Origin of the sequence: Nostoc parmelioides FACHB-3921 (assembly GCF_014696625.1) — a bacterium.
Classification (GTDB): domain Bacteria; phylum Cyanobacteriota; class Cyanobacteriia; order Cyanobacteriales; family Nostocaceae; genus Trichormus; species Trichormus parmelioides.
In genome coordinates, this window is the sequence record NZ_JACJQL010000017.1 from 26,594 (window position 1) to 49,890 (window position 23,297).

The 23,297-nt window shown below is 47.5% G+C and carries 1 protein-coding gene; it reads left to right on the plus strand.

Annotated elements, in window-relative coordinates:
* Positions 1–260 precede the first annotated feature (260 nt).
* The gene (locus tag H6G14_RS13745; RefSeq protein ID WP_190568011.1) at positions 261–23,237 is read left to right on the plus strand and encodes a beta-propeller fold lactonase family protein; all 22,977 of its coding nucleotides are present in this window, start codon (positions 261–263) and stop codon (positions 23,235–23,237) included.
* Positions 23,238–23,297 lie beyond the last annotated feature (60 nt).

Genomic DNA, 23,297 nt, shown 5'->3' on the forward strand with positions numbered 1-23,297 from the left:
CGTTAACAGTCAACATTCATTATTAGCAGTTATGTAATTTAGACGCGCATTAGCTTACTCATTACCTTCATGTAAGCATAATTATTATTTGATTATTGGCAAATAATGCTGACATTTTAGGTTTTATATAGCTAATGAGTAATAGATTAATACCAGTTAATTGTTAGCTCAATTTGCTAGTTATGATAATTACCAATCAATTAAAATTAGTTCCGTGATTGTCCATCAACAATTACACAACAAGCTAAGGATTAAAATTCATGGAAGGCTTCATTATTGAACTTAGTTCTTTACCCAATTTTGGGATAGATCCTCTCAGTTCCGCATCATCAGTATCTATTGATCCACTGCTGCACAATAAAATTAAATTTATGGGTGGCAATGGATTGGATGAACTATATCTAAAGTTAAATCAAAATAATCAATTAGCTTATAGTGTTGATGGAACTAATTTTTTCAATGATATTAATCCAGCAACCGCACAAACAGACGTTTTAGATTTATTTACTGGTGTTAATATTGAGGTTAATCTTCAGGACGGCAATGACAAACTATATCTTGATACTTCCTTAGTTAATGTCCTGAAACAACAGAATGGCACACTAAGTTTTGATAGTGGAGATGGACAAGATACATTATTTGGTCAAAGCGCAAATACTACCTGGTACGTTACAGGAATAAACACAGGGAATTTTGACGTTGTTAGTTTTAGGAACGTTGAAAACCTGACAGGTGGAACTAACAACGAAGATACATTTATCTTTAGTGCCAATGGTGGGATTAGTGGCACAGTTGCAGGTGGCGATGGTGGTTTCGATAGTGTAGTACTAGATGGTGGTAGTTTTAATAGCGTAGTTTATACTTCAAACAATCGAGACTCCGGCACAATTAGCCGTGACGGTAACATCATTACCTATATTGGCATGGAGCCGATTACAGATAATACTAATACTCCTGATCGCGTCTTTACAGCTACAGGTGGTTCTGATGAAGTACGGGTGTATAGATCAGCACCAGGAAAAATTACCATTGAGAGCGAGAATAGTACCTTTGAAAGTGTCACTTTTAATGATCCCTCAAGCTCACTGACAATCAATACAGAATTAAACGCTGTCGGTACTGACGAATACGTACATATAGAAGCACTGGATAATTTCAATGCCGACTTAATCATTAATGGTGGTTTAGGCCCAGAAACAGTTGTATTTAAAGGCAACCTCAATCTCAATGGTAAAAAACTAGAGGTTACAGCCGACACCATTGAAGTCTCAGAAGATGTGATTATTTCTACTAGGCAAATTGCCAGTGGTGGTGATCCTGAGACAGCAGCATCAATTGGTAACTCTGGAAAAATTACCTTCAATGCCACAGGTGAACCCAGCTTCATTTTTGGCGGTGGGACTCGTGGAATTGAAGTCAAGAGTGGTGCGAAATTGTTGGCGCACTCCACTGGCACATTTACCTCTGGTGACGTTAGTTTAACAGCAGACATCACCAATTTGGTGTTTAACTATCTCGTGGCCAACGACATCGGTGTGGTCGTGCAGAACGCAGGTGTCACCGTAGATGAGGCAACTATCAAAGGAAACAATATCACCCTCGGTGCTAAAGCCGGTGATGTGAACCTCATTAGCCAGTTGAATAAAGAACTCAATGGCAATGGGGTATTTGCCTCTGGAGTAATTCAGTCAATTATCGGGCCATTAGACGACTTTCTTAGTCTGCCGCTTTCCCTGATGGTGAAAGTAGCTGATGCTAACGTCACCGTTAAAGGAGCTAGCAAAATCATCGCTGCTGGTAATGTAGATATCACAACCGAAGCTAATGCAGATGCTAGTGGTGAAGCGATTTACTATGCTTCTACAAATGTGGGAATTGCCTTTTCCTTTAACTTTGGACAGACAACAGCCAAGACCAAAATCGAAGGCTCTACACTCATTGATACCAGCACCATGAACGGTGGTAGTGTCAACATCACCGCCAAAACTAACAATACAGCTGCTGGTATTGCTCGTGTGACGCAAAACTTCGGCGTTGGCCCGACAAATCCCTATACCCTCCAATTTGCCGGGGCTGTAGATGTAACGCGTAGCTTCACCCACGCCATCACTACCAAAGATACGGAAATTATTGCTGGTAAAAGTGTCGCCATCATAGCTGAAGCTAAATACAAAGATAAAAGCAACGTCGAAACTGCTTCTTACTACGATGGTAAAGCCGGAATCACGGTATCAGTAGGAGTCTCACAAAGTGATGTTAAAGCCACAGTAGACGGAAAAATTACGGCTGAAACTGCTAGTGATCCTGCCAGTCAAGTTCCTGTCAAACTGACATTTAACCCCTTCACACGCCTTAACTTTGCTGATGATACGATTTCCTTTGTAGACGCAAACGGCCAAGCAATTACCCATAATTTACAAACTGGAGATAGAGTAGTTTACTCCAGTAGTGTAGGTACTCCCATACCTGGGCTAGAGGACAACACCGCTTACTCAGTGATTAGGGTTGATGATCATAAGATTCGGATTGCCAGTAGCAAAACAGACGCGCAAAACAATCTTTACATCCGGTTTGGTGACTATCCCACACTAGATACAGGCAAACTCAAGCGGCAAATTACTGATATAGACACTGCTAACGATAGCATTAACTTTGGTGTGGCTCATGGATTAACGAATGGGGAGATAGTACGCTTCAACCCAGTCAGCGATAAGCCAATTTTAGGGTTAAACAATGCGATCGCTCAAACTTACTACGTCATTAAAGTTTCTGACACCGAAATTAAGTTAGCGCGTAACTTCCAAGATGCTACCGCCACCGCACCTGTAGACATTGATTTAGAACTTGATCCTCTGGTTGACTGGACTAGCTTAACTACAGACTTACCAACGCTGAGTAATATTAATCTCAACTTACCGATTACCAAAGTTGACGAAACTGAAAACTATATTGAATTTGATTTTGATGTCAAAGCCTACAACAATCAACAGTTCACCTTTACTGCTGTCCCTGGTAAACGTATTGGCGGCTTAGTTGATGGAGTCACCTATATAGGAGTTGTCAATGATAGCAACCCCAACCGCCTATATCTGAAAACTCAAGGTGGGCAGGATGTAGATTTAAATTTGGACTTCCAATTTATCCGCACCAATAGCCAGTCAATCACACCCAATGGTGTAGAAGTAGCTGGTAATAACATCATCTTCGATAGCGCACATGGATTAACCAACGGTGAAGCATTAACCTATCAAGGGGCATTAGGATTAACTCTTATAGGCTTAGTCGAAAACCAAACCTATCACGCCTTGGTGAATCCCTATGATAATTTAGCCATCCGCCTCACTCAATCTTCCGCAGATGCCAACGCAGCCAAAATAGCCGGGCAGACAGCATATAACGATTCCTATGAAAATATTAAACAGCAAGCCCTACAAGGCACAATTGCCCCAGAATATCAAACTGTCTACGATGATACTTACGAACAAGCCATTAACAATGGACAAGATGCAGACGCAGCCAAATTAGCTGCGTCTATAGCTGTCGCTGATGCTACTGCTGCCCTCTTAGGTGCAGATTGGTTCTGGGCGGGTTCTGGTACTGCTAGTTCTGGGGTAGAGCCACCTACAGGCGGTACAGCCGTTACCCTGGATGCTGCCAATGATACTTTGACCTTCACCTTCGCCCACGGATTTGAACTAGGGGATGCTGTTGTGTATAACGGCGTGGGTAGCGGTAGTATCGATAACTTACAGGTCGGGAGAATTTACTATATTCTGCCCGATGCCAACAACGCCAATAAACTACAATTAGCCGCCACTAGAGAAGATGCTATCTTTGGCAGAGCCGTTGATATTGGTGGTGTTACCAACACAGATATATTTCTAGCGCGCACAACATTTGTCACAGGCAGCGTCACCGTTGAAGAGGCCAGCGATAAACTCGTCTTTGATACTCCCCAGATTTTCCAAAGAGGCGATCGCGTCGTCTATCGGGGTGCAGTCGGCGGTACCATTAACGGACTTACCGAGGGGCAAGTATATTACGTAATTCCTGATACCCAAAACGCCGCTAAGATTCAACTAGCCAATAGCTACGCCAACGCCCAAACAGGTGCGGCTATTGATTTGGATGGGATCACCACCCCCACAGCCATCTTCTTCACCAAAGAACCCCTAGCTGTCACCATCAATTCCCAAAATCACACCATCACCAAAGCCAGTAGCTGGCCTTACAGCCAGAATGAGCGGGTGATTTATCGGGGTACGGGAGGAGAATCCACAATTCCTGAATTGACAATTGGCGCAACCTACTATGTCATCACAGGTACAAACCCCAATCAAATTCAGTTAGCCGCAACCGAGAATGGCACTGCTATCGCCATCACCAGTGCTAGCAACGAGACTACCCTATGGTTAGAAAAACCACGAGAAGATCAGCGTCCTTATAGAGACACACGTCAATCTCTAGTGATTGACTTTGAACTTAATGATCAAATTCTCATCGGCACAACACATAGTTTTGATCCAGGTGCTAAAGGTATCACCATTTCTGCCACATTAGATGCGGAAAACAATGGCAAAACCAAGAGTGGTATTGGTAGTGAACCAAAAATCAAAGACTTCCTCACCAAAGGTGAGTTACTATTTGCTGGTGGTGGTATTCTCAGCAATCTTACCAACCTCAGACCATCGGTATTTTTTGGCAAGGACATTACTACCAAAAATTCCGACCCCAATAAAAACCCTGCTAGCGACAACATCAAGAACAACTTACCAAAGGATGCCACCACACCTCAGTTTGAAGTTGCTGGTTCAGCAGTCTTTCACTTCACCTTTAACGAAGTATTGGCAGAAGTCGGCCCCAATGCCATCCTCAATTCCTATGGTGACGTTGCAGTTAACGCCAAACTGACCCACAAAACCCAACAAAACGTTGAAGCTACCATCTCCCGTGCTGATGATGCCACCGCAGGCACATCAATCAGCGTTGGTTTAGTCATTGGTGCTTATCAAAACAAAGCACAGGCGTTAGTCCGGGGTAAAAATAACATCTCCAGCCAAGACACTACAGGGCCAGGTGCAGTTATTAACGCCAAGAAGGCACTCAGCGTTACTTCTAATATCAGCTATCCTTGGGTATTCCCCATCCGCGATCCGAATACGGCGGCGACAGATGCGAAAAACTTCTTTGGCTCAGATCCGGTGGGTAGGTTTGCCTCATTCCTGGATGGCAAACTGGGACTAACTGGTTTATTGTTCAACTCATGGGTGCGGACAACTAATAAAAGCTCATCAACTAACGCCGCCAAGACTGAATTTGCCGTGGGTTTGTCCTTATCTGGTTTAGGCTACACCAATATTACCGAAGCAATCATTGAATCTGGCGCGAAGATTAATCAAGATACCACCTTCCGGGGTAGTGATCAGGCGGTAGCAGTCACAGCCGACACCAAATATGAGTTAGTTCACCACACGGGTAACTTTGATATTGACCTCAGCCCAGAAGGTATTCTGAAGAGTAGACGTAAAAGCAGCCTCAGCTATTTATATAACCCATCGGGAACCCAATCTGGTGGTACAGGGATTGGCGGTGCTGTTCACGTTTTAGTCGTTGATAACACCACCAAGGCGAAAATTGAAAATGACGTTCAGATATACTTTGCCAAAGCTTTTGATCAGACAGCTAAGACTGGTGGGTTAAAAGTTACAGCTAATACTGCCATCCTCAACATTGCTTTAGGTCAATCTGGTAGTGCCGCCAAGACCTTTGGTTTTGCTGGCATGATCAACGTGGACACCATATTCAGTGAAACTGTAGCCCAGATTGAAGGCGGAAGTATCATCACAAGTGCGGCTGTAGCTGGGACAGATATTTACGTTGATGCCACAGATACCACAGTTATGGTGAACTTGGCTGGTTCTACCATGAAAGCAGAGCGCGCTGGCTTTGGATTTACGGGGACAGTGAACGTCCTCAACCGGGAAACCTATGCTGTAATTGGTGCTTTACCAACAGAGACTCAGCGCATTTCTACTATTGATATCGGTGGGGAATTACAAGTCAAGGCATTTAACACTGGGGCATTGATTTCTGCCTCCTTTGCGGCGGCTATAGTTGCACCTGGTGTTGCTTCTCCGCCAGGAACTTCAAGCAGCAATAGTAAGGCTAATAGCGCAGTCCAACAAGCCAATCAAGCTGCCCCATCGGGAGACGCTGCCAATCAGGGAGCTTATGGTCTGGGAATTTCTGCCGATGCAGCTTTAAACGAAGTAGTGAAGGATTTCGCCTACGCCGTTATTAATGAAGAGGCGAAGACTAACGGGGGCAAGAACATCCGAGCGAAGAAAATCACCGTTACCGCCAATAATGACACAGGTTTAGGCGCATTTGCGGGGGCAGTGGCAGCAGCTAAATCTGTGGCTGGAAATGATGTAGCGATCGCCGGTTCCTTCACCCAAAATACTTTAATTGGGGAGACAAAAGCATACATTAACGATGCTGTGATCGAAACAGAGAACGTGACCGTAGAAGCCACTCGGACTGGTGCGATCGCTTCCTTAACAGCTGGTGCTAGCGTTGCCCCTGGTCTTCTAGCTAATAGCGTCGCTGGCTCGGTTTCCGTCAACGTCATCACCAATACCACCACAGCCTACTTAGGCGCACTCACCGCCATGCTAATTGGTGATGCGAAAATTAATGCCCGTGATGAAACATTAATTGTCAGTGTAGCGGGGGCTGTAGGTTTCGGTGGCAAGACTGGTGTGGGAGCAGCGATCGCCGTCAACGTCATTGACAACACCACGAAAGCCTATGTGGAAGACTCGACTATTACCCAGCAAGGTGGCAAATTCGAGGTTACTTCCAGTATTGATAACCCTGGCCCTGGTAATGCCAAGATTGTCGCCATTACCGGCTCAGTGGGCGTATCATCACAAGGTTCTGGTTTAGCTGGGATGATTGGGGTGAATGTGATTGCAGATGAAGCCGAAGCTTACATTCAAGATACGACATTCACTAACCCCACCGGTACAAGCCTAGTCGTCACAGCCGAGGATAACTCTTGGATCTTTGGTATTGGTGGGGCTGTAGGCGCGGCTGGGCAAGGTGTAGGACTAGGGGCAGCTGTGGGTTATAACGGCATTCATAGCACCGTCCGCGCTTACCTCGACAACGCAGATATCGGTACGGCTACTCAAGCTTATGATGGTTCCGTGTTGGTGAAAGCGGATAACCGGGCTGTAATTGGTAGTGGTACAGTAGGGGCAGCAGGTTCCAAGGACGCAACCATTGCTGGCAATGTCTCGGTGAACGTGATTACTAATACCACCGAGGCATATATCAAAAACGGCTCCAATGTGTATGCCAAAGGAGCGATCGCCGTTAAAGCCAAGGATGATTCTACCGTTGGTAGTGTCTCTGGTTCCCTAGCCGTTGGTGGACAAGGTATAGCGATCGGTGCAGCCCTCAGTTCCCAAGTCATTACTAACACCGTCAAAGCCAATATTGATAGTTCTACAGTCCATTCCACAGCATCAACTCTAGAAGTTACAGCCGATTCCTCATCATTACTCATTGCTGTTGCTTTAGCTGGTAGCGGGGGACAAGGTTTTGCTGGTGCGGGTTCTGTCACCATTAACCTGATTAAAAACAACATTGAGGCATCAATTACAGGTGATACCGACCTCAATGATGACGACACGAAAGATAAATCCAACGTCAATGCCCAGCAATCAATTCGGGTAGCCGCCGCCGACTCCTCCAGAATGATTGTGATTTCCGGGGCTGTGGGCTTGTCTGGTAATTCTTCAGCTATTGGCGGCTCGGTATCTACTAATAATCTGCTTAACACCACAACTGCCAAAATTGACAATTCTGTTGTCACCTCCGTCTTAGGGCAAATTGAGGTGAAATCAGGCTTTGAGATTCCCAGCGATGCCCCACCCACATCCATTAATTTGGGAACAACAACTGTATCTGTACCAGAAATTCCCTCGGAAGTGACATCCCAGGTAGTCTCAGTCAGCATTGGGGTAGGGGTAGCCAACTGGACAGCGATCGCTGGCTCTGTTCCCATTAACATTATTAAGAATACCTTTGAAGCCAAGATTAAAGACTCCCAGGTAACGGCAGCCCAAGACATCATTGTTCATGCCGTTGACAACGCCACCGTTGGTTCTGGGGCTGGGGGTTTAAGTCTGGGACAAACTTCGGCTGGGGCTGCTTTGGGTAGTAGTGACATCATCAACGAAATTACCGCCACTATAGAGAACTCTACAGTCACCACCACCGGGGGTAATGTCGATGTCCTCGCTTTATCAAAAGCCGATATTACTACCGTTTCCCTTGGTGGTGCAGCCGCCGGTGGCTTCTCTTTGGGTGGTTCAGTCAGCGTCAACGTGGTGAAAAATACCATTGATGCCCATATTTCCGGCTCAACAGTCGAGGCATCCAAAACCGTGAGTGTTGTAGCGAAAGATGAAACGCAAATTAACTCCGGTTCCGGTGGTATCGCCTTATCAGCAGGAACAACCGTTGGTGCAGCGATCGCCAATAACGATATTATCAACACTACCAAGGCATACATAGATAATTCCAGTGTCACCAGTTCTACAGGTGATGTGAGAGTACAGGCCTTATCTACCAGCGACATTTACGCCGCCGCCTTGGGTGGTAGTCCTTCCCTTGGTGTGTCCATCAGTGGTTCTATTGTAGTTAACGTCATTAAAAATACCACAGAAGCCTATATTACAGGTGATGCAGGCGATCGCATTGTGGCTGATGGCAACGTAATTGTCGAAGCCTATGATGATGTGAAGATTGGTACGGGTACGGGGGCTTTTGGTGGCGGTGGTACTTCCTCCGTTGGGGTGTCCAACTCCACCATCGTCACCGACAACCAGACCACAGCGAAAATTGGCGACAACATCACGGTGATTGGTCGAGGTAATCGAGCCACCTTTGCAATTTTCACAGGCAAAAAAGATAGTAATCTGGCACTAGCGGGACAAGCACAAACAGAAACTGTGCGGGGTGTGTCAGTCACAGCTACCTCGGCGGAAGATATCTTGAGTTTGGCTGTAGCTGGACAAGGTAGTAAGGGTGTAGGTGTGGCAGGTTCAGCCCCCGTGACAGTGTTGAAGGAAGTCACCACCGCCAGCATCGGTCACGGAGCCAAGATTAATATTGAAACTGGCGTTACAGCCAACCCTGGTCAAAGTGTCAACGTGAAAGCAGTAGACTACACCAGACTAATTGACACTGCCGGTGGTATCGGTGGTGGCGGTACTACAGGTATTGGTGCTGGCATTGGTGTAGGTAATATTACCAAAGATACCCAAGCCTACATCGGCAATGCTCAGGTGCAAGCCGCCGGTGATGTGAAAGTCCAGGCAATCTCAGAAGAGACAATTATCTCTGTCTCCATTGCTGGCGGTGGCGGGGCGACAGCTGGTATCGCTGGGGCTGCTGGTATTCATGTGATTAATAACACCACCAGAGCCTTTATTGGGGATGACCCCAAAGACCAAGTAACGCCATCAGGAAAAGCCACCATTAACGCTGATGGTAGTGTGTTGGTAGCAGCAGAAGACCATACAGACATCACCACCATTGCAGGCAGCATTACTGGTGGTGGCACAGCTGCCATCGGTGCTGCCGTGAGTGTACCCGTGATTAGCAAAACCACAGAATCCTTTATTGGTTCTCAGGCAGAGGTGACAGCCAAAGGCTTTGGTAGTGGTATCACCGTCAATACAGGTAACTTCGATACCAACAGTAACCTGGGGATTCTCAATGCTGATGATCCATTATTACCGGCGATCGCCTCTGTTACTTTCAATCCTGCCACGGCTGTCAATAACAACAACAACACAATTGCTCTTAATACCGACCTGCAAACAGGACAAGCGGTCATCTATGACAACGGTGGTGGTAACAGTATTGGTTCCTTAGTCAAGGGTGATACATATTACGTCATTAAAGACGCAACAAATCGCATTAAACTGGCTAGTAGCCAAGCCAATGCGGCGGCGGGAATTGCCATCGATATAGACCCCACCACCGCCACCGGCACAGCCCACACCCTCACGGCTATCCCCTCTCGCACCGCTACAGCCCAGAAACAGGAAGGATATCGGGGTGTAGCAGTCACAGCTATTAACAGCGATAAACTGCTGGGAGTCACCGTGAGTGGTGGTGGTTCTGGTTCAGTAGCAGTAAATATTGGCGGTTCCGTCAATGTCCTGACGAATAACACCTCAGCATACATCGGCGATGGAGCAAAAGTCACCGCGAGCAACGTCTTCAATGTTCCTAACCAAGAACCCTCAATCTTAGTGGCTGCTGGTAACGACTTCCACCACCTGGGGATAGTGGTAGCAGTAGCAGGTGCGGGGGCTGTGGCGGTAGTTCCTGGTGCTGATGTATTAGTAGTGAATAACAATACACTAGCTTATGTGGGTGATCAGGCTGAACTCACCGCCGACCGGGATATTTATGTGAAAGCGATCGCCTCAGAAGATATTCTCAATGTAGTAGCGGGTGCGGCTGGTGCTGGTACGGTGGCTGTAGGTGGTGCGGTGTCAGTCATCTCCTTGAATAACACCACCTATGCTTACATCGGTGATAACAATGCTCAAGACCAGCAGGGTGCTAAAGCCACTGCTGGAGGCAATATCTTAGTAGCAGCCGATGATACCACCACCATGACCACAGGTACAGGTGGACTGGGTGTGGGTATTGGAGTGGCAGGTATTGGTGGTTCTGTTGGCGTATCAGTCATCAAGAAAGATACTCAGGCTTTTGTTGGTCATTTCTCCCAAATTGATGCTCAGGGTAACAATGCTGCCCTCAGTAACGGTGTGTACAATGGCGGCATCAGTAACGGCGGATTTACCACTCAGACCGGCTTCAAAGGACTAGATGTCCAGGCATCTTCCCAAGAGAAAATCATCAGCATTATTGTGGCGGCTGGGGCTGGTAAGTTCCTCGGCTTGGCGGGTGCTGTCACCGTGGAAGATATCGCTTCTAACACCGTGGCTTACATTGGTACAAGTGCCACTGTGAACACTGCTCAATCAGTGAATGTCTCGGCGGTTAATAAGGCGACTTTCGAGGCTAAAGCTTTAGGCTTTGCGGGTGGTAAAGTCGGCATCAGTGGCAGCGTTGATGTAGGTAACGTCAACAATAATACTAATGCCTTTATTGGCACAGGGGCAGTAGTCACTGCCAGCCAGAGTGTTGATGTCAATGCCCTGTCTTACAAGAATATTAACAGCCTCACCATTAGCGGTTCTGTGGGTCTGGGAGCTTTAACGGGTGCGATTTCAGTTTGGTCTTTCGGCACAGCTTTAGATTCCCAAGGCGGATTGAGTAGTGATGCCCTGCAAAAATTAACCGAAACTCTCACGGAAGCTGCTAATGTTTCTAGTGCCTTCGGCAGTACGATTCAACGCAATTTTGATGTCAGCCAAGCAGTAGACTACACCACCGATACCATTACCTTCCAGTCTGCCCCAGGTTTTGCTACTGGTGATGCCGTTGTCTATCGCAAAGATGCCAACTCTGCTGGCAGTATCGGCAACCTAGTAGATGGTGGTGTCTACTACGTGATTCTCAAAGCCAACAATCAAATTCAACTAGCGGCGACTGAAGCCGATGCCCAGCAAGGGATAGCTATTAACCTCACCTCGGCAACCAATGTCACCGGGACTCACCAACTCACCCTCAACCTGAAAGCGACGAGTGTAGCTTTATCTGGTAGCGGTAGTCCTACAGGTGCAAGGTTAGGCACAGTTGCTTGGATTGATGGTGTTGTGACTGCTGGTGATGATGTCAATGTCCGCGCCCATGAAGAACTCATCCTGAATAACACAGCTGGTAGTGGGGCGGCTGGATTAGTGGGACTGGGTGGTTCTGTGGTAGTTGCCAACATCAAGAGTGTGACTGATGCGGCTCTTGGTGGTAATGCCAGGGTGACAACCGGGACACAAACAGGTGATAACGTCCTGGTATCAGCCAAATTCACCGAATCCCTGAAAGGATTCGCTGTGGGAGGTCGAGTTGGTGCAGTGTCCTTGGGGGCGCAGGTAGTAATTTTAACTGACAACAGTGAACAGAAAGCCTACGTTGATGCCGGGGCAGAAATCCTCCAAGCTGATGAAGTCAAGATTACAGCCACCAGTGACCGGAAAATATCGGCGGAGAACTTTGGACTAGATATTGGGGGATTAGCAGCAGGGGCAGCGATCGCTAGAGTTAATATTGGTGGTGAAACTAGTGCTTACATTGGTGATGGCACTTCCGGCTTCAATGTCCAAATGGGACAAGCAGACGGGCCGAAGATTGGTAGTTTAATTGTCACAGCCGATTCTCAGATTAGACCCCTGGATAATCAATGGATGGCGAAAACGCAAGCCGTAGCTGCGGGTATTGGTTCTGGTACGGGTAACGATGCTAAAGCCACCCTCAATGCCAAAGTCAATGCTCTTATTGGTAATGCTGCCAGTATCTATGCTACGGGTGATGTCAAAGTTAATGCCGTTTCTACTACTAAAGCCACAGTTAATACGGATGGCTTTACGGTTGCTGGTATCGCAGTTGGTGTCTCCCTATCAGAAGTCAGCATTACCCCTGTGATTAGAGCCTCAGTGGGTGAAGATGTAGTAATTAACGCTGGGGGTAACTTCCAGTTAATTGCAGATTCCACCAACACAGCTGACGCTGACTCGAAAAATACTGGTGGTGGGGGAGTTCCCATCTACAGATCCAATTCAACCATTAGTATTAATGATAAGACTACGGCATCAGTTGGCAATAGAAGTGCGATCGCCGCAGGAAACAATCTGGAAGTAACGGCGAAAATGAGTACCACTGCTAATTCTTCCGAAGCCAAAGCAGAAGCCGGAGGATTAGGTGCTGATACACGCACAGAAATCACCACCACACTGATTGACGAGACTAAGACTAATATTGGCAATGCCGTTAACTTGAGTGCGAAAGTTGTCACCTTGGAAGCTGTGGTCACCAACATTGATCTCACTCCCACAGCTACGGCTATTTCCTACGTCATCGGTGCTACTTCTAACGCCACTGCTACCCTAACTACAACTTCCACAGCCCAGGTTGATATCGCCGCCCAAGCCAAGATTAAAGGCACAGATCAAGTCAAAATTAGTGCGAGACACGACGAACTCAAGACCAATTCCAAAACCAGTGCGACAACGGAAGGTCTAGGCGCAGACACCAATTCCACCGCCACTACCAGCCAAACCACAACCACAAACGTGAATACTGGTACTGGCTCGGAAATCGCTACCAGAAGTTTGTTAGTAGAAGCCAACACCCCATTGACAATCAGTTCTGCTGCTACCCCAGAGCAGAACGGTGCTGTCATTGATACCGGGGACTCTACAGGAAAACGCACCTTATCCCTCAACCGGACAATTGACTTCAACTCGAAGATCATCATGTTGGGTGCGCCTAGTCCTACCCTGGAAATTGATGCTAACGGTAATGTAGTGCGGCAAGTCAACGTCAGCGTCCAGCAAACACCTACGGAAATTGTTGTTGATGATATTACCAACACCAATACTCTAGCGGGAACAATCACCTTCTCGATGCAGGAATCGGTTTATGACAGTACTGCACCAGTAACCCTCACGGATGTGGCTGTGATTAAAGGTAGTGCCACCGTAGAGTTTATCACTGGATTCGAGCGTGTAGACATTATCAATCGTTCTGCCAAGAACCTGAAAATCAATGATATTGATGTCCTAAATACATCAGGGCAGTTAAGCAGCAATATTACTGTCAACGTCAGGAATAAGACTGGCTTTAACTACACCACCACAACTAACCCTGGCAATACAGCCATCACCATCACCAATACCGGCAACGCAGACATCCGCCTCAATGGATTTATTGACAATCCCTTCGGCACTACACAAATCCTCAACAACGGTGGTAATATCTTCGCCTCCGACTCAGTAGCCAAGATAGAAACAACAGCTTTAACTTTGCAGGCTGATAACGGCAGCATCGGCACAGCGAGTAGCCGTATTCAAACTCAGTCTAGTACGCTGAGTGCGATCGCCCGCAACGACATCTTCATCAACGAATTTGCCGACGACTTAACCATCAACCAAGTCACCTCCAGCAACGGTAATGTTGACCTGCAAGCCCAAGGTTCAATCTTAGATGGTAACGACACAGCCACCGCAGACATCACTGCCCAACAAATCACACTCAACGCCCTCAACGGTAGTATTGGTAGTGATGCCAATGTCTTAGAAGTGAATGCGGCTGCTACCACCTCTGGACTCACAGCTTTGGCGCAGCAAAATATCGTGATTAGCGACATCGACGGTGGCTTAAGTATTAATGATGTGACCTCAATTACGGGCAATATCTGGTTGACACTCCCAGACTTAGCTAGTCAAGGACAAGATTTAGTCTTGGGTAACGGTGGCAAGATTTTAGCCAGTCGCGGTTCAGTCAACCTGCAAGCAGGTGACAACGTGACATTCGCAGCCAGCAGTACAGTCACAGCAGAGTCATCAGTGAGCATTACTGGTGATTGGGGTAGTGCCGATTTAGAAGGTACAGTCATCGAATTAAATGGAGAAATTGCAGCGAGTTCCGTCCAGATTACAGGTGAAGTAGATGGTGATGTCATCACTCTCCGCAACGTCAACACCGGAGTCACCACCACAATTGAAACTGGTGGCGGCGACGATAGGATTTACATCGGTAGTCAAGCCACACCACAAACCAACACTGATGGACTCCTTGATAATATTCGCGGACAGGTAATCATTCGCGGTGGTACGGGTACTGACCGCATAGAATTAGATGACTCTGCCGACACCAAAATCAATACTGGTACTGTTACTAATAGCAGTGTGACTGGCTTAGGTTTAAATCAAGGCATTCAATATGCAGATATTGAAGCTATGCAGATATCTTTGGGTAAAAATGCTAATACAGTCAACATTCAGAGTACCCAAGACAACACTGCAACCTTGATTAATACAGGTGCAGGTACGAACACGATTAACGTCGGCGATGCCAACAACCAAGTCAACGCTATTAGCGGACTACTAGAGATTCGCGGTGCTGCTGGTACTGATACCCTCAACATCAACGACGCAGGCGACACCCAAGCCAACGCAGGTATCATAAACAGCAAACGCATCACAGGTTTGGGTATGGGTGCAACCGACCAAACAGCAAACAACTTAGAACGGGGTATTATCTACGGTGGCTTGGAGCGTGTACAGATCAACTTAGGTAGTAGAGATGACCAATTCACCGTCAATGCTATTGATACTGAGACAACAATTAACGCTGGTGCTGGCAATGACGGAATTACAGTAGGAAATGAATTGCCACAGATTGCCGCACGCCTACTGGTGCAAGGAGGATTAGGAGACGATACTTTATCAGTCAACTCCAACATTGCCAGTGATTTAACACTCAGCATTGATGTCATTACTGGCATAGGCGTACCCGGTCGCATCGAGTTTGCAGAAATCGCTAACCTGACTATTACCCAAAGTGATAGTGATGACCGATTCACCATCATCGATACCACAACACCAGTCACCTTAAATACAGGCGGGGGTAGTGACCAAGTAACAGTCATCAATACTAACGCAGCCGTTACCCTCAACCTGGGCGATGGTGATGATCAACTGACAGTCATCAATGCCAACGCCCCACTCACAATTAATGGTGCAGGTAGCGGTGTTGACAGGCTAATTATAGACCGATCCACTCAAACTGCGGCAGCGATCGGCGGACTGCTCAGGGATGATACACAAGCTAACACAGGTGTAATTGAGAACGTAACAAACGGTGATATTACCTTTAGTGCCATTGAGCAATTAGAAATGAAACTCGGCACAGGTAACGATGACCTCACTATCAACACCACCCTAGCTAACACAGTAGTCACGCTCAAAGGTGGTAGCGGTGATGATGCCATCACTGTCCGCAGTATCGGTAGTCCAGAAACTAATATTTCCGGTGAACTGGGTGTAGATACAGTCACCGTAATTATCGATGGTGTACCCACAAACAACCAGTTTACGACTCTCAATTTAGATGTGGAAACTTTGGTTGTAGATAATAGCGGTAACACCAGTCAATCAGTAGACTGGACACTGAGAAATGGGGAAATCCTAGAAGCTAAACTAACTTCCAGTACATCACCGATTGCCGTCATTAATACCGAGGGTGCAGCACTGACCCGAATTATCGGCGGAACTCAGGCTGATACCTTAAACGTTGTGAGTGAATCGGCTAATAATATTGACGGATTGATTGATGGCGATCGCGTCGAGTTAAAATCTGGTTTAAATGTCCTCCAGCCTGCTGATTTTGAAACCTTCCGCAACTATGACTCTGTAATTGATTTCGACAAGTTGCAGGGTAATACGACTAGCTACACAGAAGAAGGCTTCCGACTTGCTAGTAGCCGCCCTGTTGGCTTGTTGACAATTCCTGTGCCAATTCTGCGTGACGATACCATCAGCCCAGCAGCCAAGGCTCAAGCTTCTAACGATAGATTCACTTTGACATCAGCCACAGGTGGCAGTTTCGCGCTTTACTCTTTATCTCTGGCAGCACCCACAACCCAGTCTGTCACCTTCACTGGTACAACGATGAACGGGGCAACAGTCACACAGGTAGTTTCAGTAGAAGGTAATGCTGGTTTTCAGACCTTCAATTTCCCCACCAGTTTTGGGGTCTTGAAGTCTCTATCTTGGCAACCCGGCACAACCTTAGTAGACAACATCGTTGCTAGAGAACAGTTTGCCAATATTACCCCAACCACTACCCCCACATCCATACCCACCTTAAATCTGAGTGGCGATATTCTGTTCGATACAGATAATCTACTAATCTATGTTGACTCAGACGAGAATGGTACCTATGAGCGAGTTATCCGTAACAATGACTCCATTGATGGTATGAGATTGCTGACATCTGTAGTTAGTAGTAATATCGCTCAATTCCGCTTTGGAGGTAACATCAACTTTGCTGACAATACCTCCGTTATTGGTAATAGTATCGTCTCAGGTTTTGGTAGCCGTGGACTCTCCTTACTAGCTGGTAATGATGTCAACGTTGGTGCTGGTGTCACCTTCAACTTCTCCGCCAATGGCACCACTGGTGGAGTTGGTGGTGGTAATGGTGCTGGTGCAGCAGGTCAGGGAGGAGATGGATTATTTACACGAGGTTTACCTGGTGATAACACTGGTGGAGGTGGCGGTGGTGGCCGTGCAGGAAATAAAGATGGGACAAACGGTGCTAATGGTACTACGCCTTCAGGCTCAGGTAGCGGTGGCGGCGGCGGTGGCGGCGGCAATACTAACAGGGGGCGAGGTAGTACAGGTAATTTAGGTGTCAGAGGTGCGGATGGTAGGATTGGCAGTGCATCATTCGGTAATTTTGGTAATTTTGGCGGCACTGGTATCAACGGTGGCGTTGCTGGTACTCGTGGTGGACAGGGGCAAATTGGTAGCCCTGGTGGTGGAGGTACTGGCGGTGCTGGTGGTGACTACGATAATTTCCAGCCCGCAGGTCAATGGCCTGGCAGAGGTGGAGAAGGTGGCGGTACTGGAGATAGAGGTTTCAATGGTGACAATGGTACCAACGGTATAGATGGTCTTTTTCTGTTAGTTCAAAATGGCGGCAACGGTGGCAATGCTGGCAATGGTAGCAATACTGGAAGCGGTTTGAGCATTTCTGGCGGCGGCGGCGGCGGTAGCGGTGGCGGTGGTGCCTCAGGATATGGTGGCACTGGCGGCGGCGGTGGCGGCGGCGGTGGCGGCGGCGGTGGCGGCGGCGGCAATGCTGGCGGTAATACAGTATTTGGTTCTGGTGGTGCTGGTGGCGGCGGTGGCGGCCTCGGCGGTGACGGTGGCTATGGTGGTGATGGTGGTGATGGTGGCAATGGTGGCTTAGGCGGCGGCGGCGGCGGTGCCTTTGAAATTCTGGCTTTAGGTCGGATTACTTCCAGTAGTAACAGCTTTGAGGCTAGAGGTGCGGATGGCACAGATGGACAGAAGGGGCAATCAGGTCAGCCTGGAGAGGCAGGTCAAAGTGGTGGCACTGGCGGTAATGGTGGCACTGGCGGCGGCACTGCCGGCGGCGGCGGCGGCGGCAATGGTGGCACTGGCGGTAATGGTGGCCGTGGTGGTGTTGGCGGCCGTGGCGGCGATGGTGGTGAAGGAGGAGGCGGTGCCGGTGGTACTGTTAAGTTCTACGCTACAACCTTAGATATTAGAAATGCACAAGTCGACACCGATGGTGGTAGGGGTCTTGAAAGTGCGGTTAATGGACGGCTGATCATTGGTAGCAATACTTACTCAGGTAGTCTACCAAGAGCAAGAGAAACGACTACATCCTTCTTTACAGGTCAGCGTGCAGATAACCCATTCATCTCCAATTCCTTTACCACTGAGCAGCAATTTACACCTTTTATTGCTGGTTTAACTGGAGGTGCAAACATCTACGGTTTACTAGCAGGAATTGATGGCAGGAATATAGGTATCAACACCTCAGCCAATCCTGATGCCTTAGTAGCAGTGTATCGATTAGATTTAGGTCCATCAGGCTTTAATGAAGAGTATGGTACTTATACCGACAACGGTCAAAAGACTGCCGACTTCGATATGCTGTTGTTCGTTAACCTGACAGATTCTGTGTTAACTAATCCCACACTCGGTATCTTGCCTACAAACTCAACCTCCAGTTCTACTTCTAGTTTGCTGACTGGACAAGCACAGGCTTTAACAGCCCTGAATCCGCGTGCAGTTTGGGCAACCCTCATACCCGGAGATGCAGTTAAGGTCAATGCAGCAATTAGTGGTTCAACTACATCAATTTTAGGTACCACCCTCATAGATGGACAATTCGCTTTCATTAAAGCCGCACGGCCAGACTTGACGGTGACACCCAATATCACAGGACTGCAATCAATAGCACTCAGTCCAGATGGTCAACAGATATACGGAGTCAACCCCACACAAAACGCCTTAGTATCCGTGAATGCAAGTGACCTGACTCAGCGTCAATTATTCAAAGACGGGTTAGAAGGAGTTAATGGATTAGGTGGTGCTACAGACCTGACTATCAGTCGTGACGGTAATCATGTTTACGTAACCAGTCCAGGTGACAAAATCTTGTCAGTCTTCCAGAGAAACGCCACTAACGGCAACCTCAGCCTAGTTCAAGAAATACCAATTAGCGAAAGAAGTTTGGAATCAGTAGCAATCAGTAGCGATGGCAACCGCGTTTATGCGGCGGGGACAAACGGTGTCCAGGCGTTTAACCGCAACACCACTACTGGAGTTTTGACAGCCGCTCAGACATCGTTAAATCTAGGTGGTGTCAGTAACTTCAGCAATATAGCAGTTAGCAACAATGGTTCAGTGCTATACGCCGTTAGTCGCAACAGTGACAGCTTATTAATTGTCAATGCCAGCAATCTTAGCGTCATCCAAAACATATCGGGCGCTGCCAATGGATTAGATGGAGCCAAAGGTCTAGCCATCAGTTCAGACGATCGCTTTGTCTACGTTACAGGTCAAGATGGTAATACCTTGTCAGTCTTCCAACGCAACACCACCACTCAAACCCTCACCCTTGTACAAACACTCCAGAACGGTGTCAATGGTATCCGTGGTCTTCTCGGTGCGAGTGATGTGACTGTAACACCAGATGGCAGATACGTCATGGTCAGTGGTACTGACAGCAATGCAGTGGCAGTGTTCGAGCAGAATACAAGTAACGGTAAACTACAATTCGTGCAACTGTTGCGGAATAACGTCGGCGGTGCAGCCGGATTACAGACACCTACAACCATAGCCACCAACGCCAGTGGTACTAAAACCTTCGTCAGCAGTTTAGGAATTACAGGCAGCAGTGGAGGACTGGCAGTCTTTGATACTAATACACTCCTGCCAGAACCAACAACCATCCTGACGACGTTTGATAACATCGAAGCCTTAGGAGTAAGCACAGCCGGTGGTGAAGACATTATCACCTTACGCCAAGCCCCATCTCCAGAAGTAGTAACAACTACAATCAATACTGGAGATGGTGATGATAGCGTTATCTTACAAGCTTTAAGCTCTGCCACGGTAGTTAACTTAGGCACAGGCAATGATACAGCACAACTGCGTGCCGACACTCCCAGTTCTAACCTGATTGTCCGGGGTGAAGGTGGGGACGATACGATCAACATCGAACGGGTCGGAACTTCTAGCCGCACTGAAGTCTTTGGCGGTGACGGCCGTGACACTGTACGGGTTTCTGGTGCTAATCTGCCCACCTCCGCTACTACCATTGCTCATGGCGACAACCCCAATGGTGTACCCCAAACCCAAGGCGACACCCTCATCTTTGACCCCCAAAACCCCAACCCCAATGCCCCCAACTACACACCAGCCACACCAACTCCAGGTGCTGGCGATGTCAACGTCAATGGTAGGGGGACACTCCAGTACAATACTTTCGAGGGGAATGTCATTGTTATTGCTGCACCCATCATCACTTTTAGCGGTCAGCCTTACCAAATCAACGAAGGTCAGTCTGTTACCCTCCAAGCTAATATCACCCCACTAGGACAAGGAAACGCACTTTCAGGGCCAGTCATCTGGGATATTAATGGTGACGGCAGTTTTGGAGATGTTAGTGGCGCAACTGTAACGCTCAGTTGGGCGCAACTGGTGGATTTAGGGTTAGGTGACAACGGTACATACCAAATTGGTGTCCGAGCTACTAACACTGACAGTTTCTCTAGTAGTGCCTTTACTAACCTGACCATCAACAACACACCACCAACCATCCAAGTCAATGGTGTGAATGAAGTAGCAGTTGGCTCACCTTACACAATTAACTTCTCTGCCACCGACCCTGGTAATGACCGCGTGTTTGAATGGCGCATTGATTGGGGCGATGGCACACCAGTGGAAGTCTTTGGTAGTGGTACCACATCAGCTACCCATATCTATACCAATCCAGGGACAGCGCAAATTGTAGTCGGTGCAGTTGATGAAGACTCCGCACCCAATGCCACCTTTGCCACACCGAAGACAATCACTGTCACCGTTTCAGCCAATCAAGTTAGTGCAGGTAGCCCATATACCATTGCGGAAGGTGAAGCACTCACACTAAATGCGATCGCCATCGGTACACCCACAGCTTATGCTTGGGATATTAATGGTGATGGGATCTTTACAGATGCCACAGGCAAAAATCCCACCCTCTTATGGACACAGCTACAGGAATTAGCAGCTAATCCCATCCAAAATAACGGCACTTACAATGTCCGTGTACGAGTCAACTACGGCACAGGCCAGCAAGCCACATCGAACCCCGTCACCCTGCGGGTAACTAACACAGCTCCCACAGCCACATTCATTAATAGTGGTGCAGTCAATGAAGGTAGCACTACCACCGTCTCCTTCATCGACCAATTTGATCCATCCCTCAGTGATACAACAGCTGGTTTCTTCTACAGCTACGACTTCAACAATGATGGTCAGTTTGAGATCATCAACAGTCGTTCTAGTTCTGCGGTAGTTCCTAACCAATTCTTCAGTGATAACGGTATTCGCACTATCCGGGGTGTAATTCAGGATCAAGATGGCGGTGCAACAGAATTGTTTACCGAAGTGACGGTGTTGGCAGTTTCCCCGACATTAATCGTCAGTGGTGCAGATACAGCCGTAGAGGGAGTACCATACAGCCTGAATTTAAGTGCCAATGACCCTGGTAATGACACAGTTAGTCAATGGATTGTCGATTGGAATGATGGCATAGTCGAAACTTTTGCTGGGGCTACTCAGTCTCTGACCCACAGATTTACAGACAATGGTACACGGGTGATTCTGGTGACAGCTATTGATGAAGATGGAACTTACACGACAACCAAGACTGTAACGGTGAGCAATACCGCACCACAACTGCAAAACTTGTCAGCGACAACCGCCGTTGAAGGTGGTATCAGCCGCTTAACCGGCAGGATTGTTGACCCTGGAACTCAAGATAGTTTCACTCTTGTAGTGGATTGGGGTGATGGCTCATCCGAGACGTTCAACTTGGCGGCTGGGACTACTGATTTTGATTTCACCCATCAGTATGGCGATAATCAAGATTACGTCATAACTGCCACAGTGACTGACAAAGATAGTGCTAGTAATACTGCTACGACTATAGCCAGAATCAATAATGCCGCACCAGCGATCGCTGGTTTGTTACTGGCAAACACAACCATACCAGAAAGTGGATTAGTCGTAGTCTCTGGCAGAATCACAGATGCAGGCATTGGAGATACCCACACAGTCAGCATTAACTGGGGTGATGGTACTACTTCTGCTGCTACAGTTGATGCCAACACCAGGACATTCACAGCATCCCGTCGCTACGCAGATGATAACCCCACTGGTACAGCTGTTGATAACTACACTATTACGGCTACGGTAACTGATGATGATGGTGACAGTGCTACCGCTAGCACGATTGTGACGGTGACTAATGTTGCCCCAATCATCACGGCATTCCAACGCACTGAGACAAAAGTTAATCGCAGCAACTCGGTGTCCATCACTGGTGAATTCAATGATATCGGTCTAGATACCCACACTGTAACTATCGATTGGGGTAACGGTACCACTGCCAATGCAATAGTTGATGCGACCACAGGCACATTCACAGCTACCTATAACTACACAGTCATCAGTGGTGATGGTAGTCGCTCTGCTTTAAATGGTACTAGCGGTAATGACCGAATTTTTGGTGGCTTGAATGGTAAAACGATTACTGGTGGTGCAGGTAATGATGAGTTTATTTATACAGACCTCCGAGAAGTGGGTCATCGCATTGCCGACTTTGAAGTCGGTAGTGACAAAATCAATCTGAATCAACTACTTGATAGCTTGGTCATTGGCGGCTATCAGGGTACTGATGCTATTGCTGATGGTTATGTGCGCCTAGTACAAGGCCCCACCGCTAACAGCACTTCTATCCAAATCGACCGCGATGGTACACAGGGAACTGCTATTTTCCGTTCATTCTTAATTATCGATAATGTGTCGCTGGCGGCTATGAATAACCCCAGCAATTTCATCTATAACGATGTGGATAACTACATTGTTACCGTGACTGTCACTGATGATGATGGTGGTAGCGATACTACCAGCACTACTGTTAGTAAACGCATCTAATAGGTGTGGTTACTTTACCATCTGTTTTCAGGGTGAGTGGGCTAATAATTTAGCCCTCCC